Consider the following 2992-nt stretch of genomic DNA (forward strand, 5'->3'; position numbering starts at 1 on the left):
AAACTCGGATGCCGTGCACCGCAGGGGCGGGCTAGTGTCCCGCGCTGATGATGCACGAGAACGAGATCCGGACCGACGCCGCTCTGGTGCGGCGGCCGCCCTGCGGATGGGGCCCGTCCTGCGGGCGGTCGCGGGGGCCGTGCCGGACGACGTGCTGATCGGACGGGTGCGGTACCGCGTGCGGGGCTGGAACGGGGACCGGGCCGACCCCGTGCGGGACACCCTCCGGGCGCTGGACGAACTGGCCGAGCGGGCCGGAGACGTACCGGTCGTGCTCGTCGGGCACTCCATGGGCGGACGGGCCGCGCTGCGGGCCGCCGGGCACGCGTCGGTGCGGGGAGTGGTGGGGCTCGCGCCGTGGTGGCCCGCGCAGGAGCCGGTGGAGCAGACCGCCGGACGGCAGGTGATCGCGCTGCACGGGGACCGGGACCGGATCACGTCGGCCGAGGAGACCGCCGAGGTGATCCGCCGGGCGACGGGGATCGCCGCCCGGACCGCACTGGTGGTCGTCGCCGGCGGCGACCACGCGATGCTGCGCCGCTACGGGACCTGGCACCGGACGACGGCATCGGTCGTCGCGGACCTCCTGGCCCCGGCCACGGCCCCCGGGGTGCATCCGGACGGTGCCCCCCGGCGGAAGTGACCCGTACGGGACGGCGCCGTGCCGCCCCCACCAGTACGGGAGGCCCGCGATGACAGACCCCACCGAAGTGGCCCGTGCCCTGCGCACGGCGGCGGAGACGGTGCCCGGAGTCCGCGCGGAGTGCTGCCGGATCCTCCGCGCCGACGGCGGCGGCGTCGAGGTCCGCGTCGACGTCCGGGCCCTCGACGGCGCCGTGCGCCCACGGCTCGCGGCACGGGTCAGGGACAAGGTGTGGGAGGCCGCCGAACGGGAGGCGGGGCTGGACATGAGGGCCGTCGACGTCCGGGTCACCGCCTGACGGCGCACACGGCCGATACGGCGATCCGGTGACGGCGCATCCGAACCCGCCCCCCGGAGGGAACCGCTTCTCGGAGAACCCACCCCCCCCGGGAGCACGCACCATGAACACCTCGATCACCCTGTTCACCTCCGACCTCCGACTCCACGACCACCCGCCGCTGCGGGCGGCCCTCGACGGCGCCCGGCAGACCGTCCCCCTCTTCGTCCGCGACCCGGCCGTGGACGCCGCCGGCTTCGCCGCCCCGCACCGCCTCGCGTTCCTCGCGGACTGCCTCCACGACCTCGACGCGGGCCTGAGGGAACGCGGCGGCCGGCTCGTCGTCCGCACCGGGGACCCCGTCGAGGAGGTGGGCCGCGTCTGTGCGCGGACCGGTGCCGGCGACGTCCACATGGCGGCCGACGTCAGCGCGTACGCGCACCGCAGGGAGGAGCGGCTGCGCCGGGCGCTGACCGCACAGGGCGTCCGGCTCCACGTGCACGACACGGTCAACACGGCGGTCGCCCCCGGCGCCGTCCTCCCGGCCGGCTCGGACCACTTCGCGGTGTTCACGCCCTACCACCGGCACTGGTCCCACACCCCGCTGCGGGGCCCCCTCACCGCCCCGCGCACCGTACACGTCCCCGACGACGTCGACTCCGAGCCCCTCCCCGTCCACACCGGCAGGTGGGGCGGCGAGACGGCCGGCCGGGCACTCCTCGCGGCCTGGCTGCGGAGCGGGATCGCGGCGTACGAGGACCGGCACGACGACCTCGCCGGGGACGCCACCTCGAAACTCTCCCCGCACCTGCACTTCGGCACGCTCTCCCCGGTGGAACTGGTCCACCGGGCCCGCGCGGCCGGCGGCCCCGGCGCGGAGGCGTTCATCAGGCAGCTCGCCTGGCGCGACTTCCACCGCCAGGTCCTCGCCGCCCGCCCGCACACCGCGCACACCGACTACCGTACGAAACACGACCGTTGGCGCACCGAGGGCGACGCGCGGGAGGACGTCGAGGCGTGGAAGGCGGGCCGCACCGGCTACCCGATCGTCGACGCGGCGATGCGCCAGCTCCTGCACGAGGGCTGGATGCACAACCGGGGCCGCCTGCTCACCGCGAGCTTCCTCACCAAGACCCTCTACGTCGACTGGAGGGTGGGCGCCGCGCACTTCCTGGAACTGCTCGTCGACGGCGACATCGCGAACAACCAGCTCAACTGGCAGTGGATGGCGGGCACCGGCACCGACTCCCGCCCCAACCGTGTCCTCAACCCCGTGACGCAGGCGAAGCGTTACGACCCCGACGGCGCGTACGTGCGCCGCTGGGTCCCCGAACTGGCCGCACTGGACGCCCCCTTGATCCACGAACCCTGGCGGCTGGGCGGCGTGGCAGGCTACCCCGACCGGATCGTGGACCTCTCCGACGGCCTCGCCCGCTTCAAACAGGCCCGCGGCCTCGACTGAGCGTGTCCAGCGCCTCCCGCAGACTCCCCGGCCACACCATCCCCTCACCGACCCGCCCCAGCCAGCCGGGCCCGCCCAGCACCACCAGCGGCCCCCGGCGGGCCCCCTTCACCCCCCACCGCACGTCCGCGACCCGCCGGGCCGGCGCCGGGTTCGCCGTGGACCGGGTCTGCGCCCACAGCACGACCGCGGAGGGACCGAGCCGGTCCACCGCCGCCGTCAGCGCGGACACCGGCACGGCCGCCCCGAACATCCGCGCGGGCAGCCCCCGTTCGGCGAGCCCCGCGTGCAGCGCCTCCAGCGCCAGCGTGTGCTGCTCGTCCGGCACACACGCCAGCACGACGGGCCCGGCACCGGCCACCGGGGCGGCACGGCGGCGCAGGGCGGTGGAGACGTGCCAGGACAGCAGGTGCTCCACCTCCACGTAACGGTCCCCGGACGACGCCCACTTGCGCCCCACGGCGTGCAACACCGGTGCCATCACCTCCTCCCACGCGACCGTCACCCCGTACCTGTCCACCGCCGCCCCCAACAGCCGTGCCACAGCAGGCGCGTCCAGCCGCGCGGCGGCCCGCGCGAGCCCCCGGCACTCACGCCGCGCACCCCCCGA

General features: G+C 75.8%; 4 protein-coding genes. 3 read left to right on the forward strand and 1 reads right to left on the reverse strand.

The window, feature by feature from the left end:
* Positions 1 to 34 precede the first annotated feature (34 nt).
* The 3 genes from ACVNF4_RS34360 (at position 35) to ACVNF4_RS34370 (ending at position 2382) form a co-directional block, all read left to right on the forward strand.
* Positions 35 to 643, forward strand: a complete 609-nt coding sequence (locus tag ACVNF4_RS34360) for an alpha/beta hydrolase (protein ID WP_461806789.1) — start codon at positions 35 to 37, stop codon at positions 641 to 643.
* Positions 644 to 692: 49 nt separating this feature from the next.
* Positions 693 to 941 carry a hypothetical protein gene (locus ACVNF4_RS34365; protein ID WP_461806786.1) on the forward strand — a complete coding sequence of 83 codons (249 nt, stop codon included), beginning with the start codon at positions 693 to 695 and terminating at the stop codon, positions 939 to 941.
* Between the two features lie 103 nt (positions 942 to 1044).
* Entirely contained in the window at positions 1045 to 2382 is a 1338-nt protein-coding gene (locus ACVNF4_RS34370) for a cryptochrome/photolyase family protein (protein WP_461806787.1), read from the forward strand.
* Here the strand turns inward: ACVNF4_RS34370 and ACVNF4_RS34375 are convergent.
* Positions 2357 to 2992, reverse strand: a 636-nt coding sequence (locus ACVNF4_RS34375) for a B12-binding domain-containing protein (protein WP_461806788.1), incomplete at its 5' end; no start/stop codon positions are given. The genes ACVNF4_RS34370 and ACVNF4_RS34375 overlap by 26 nt on opposite strands.

Source organism: Streptomyces sp. S6 (assembly GCF_054880855.1).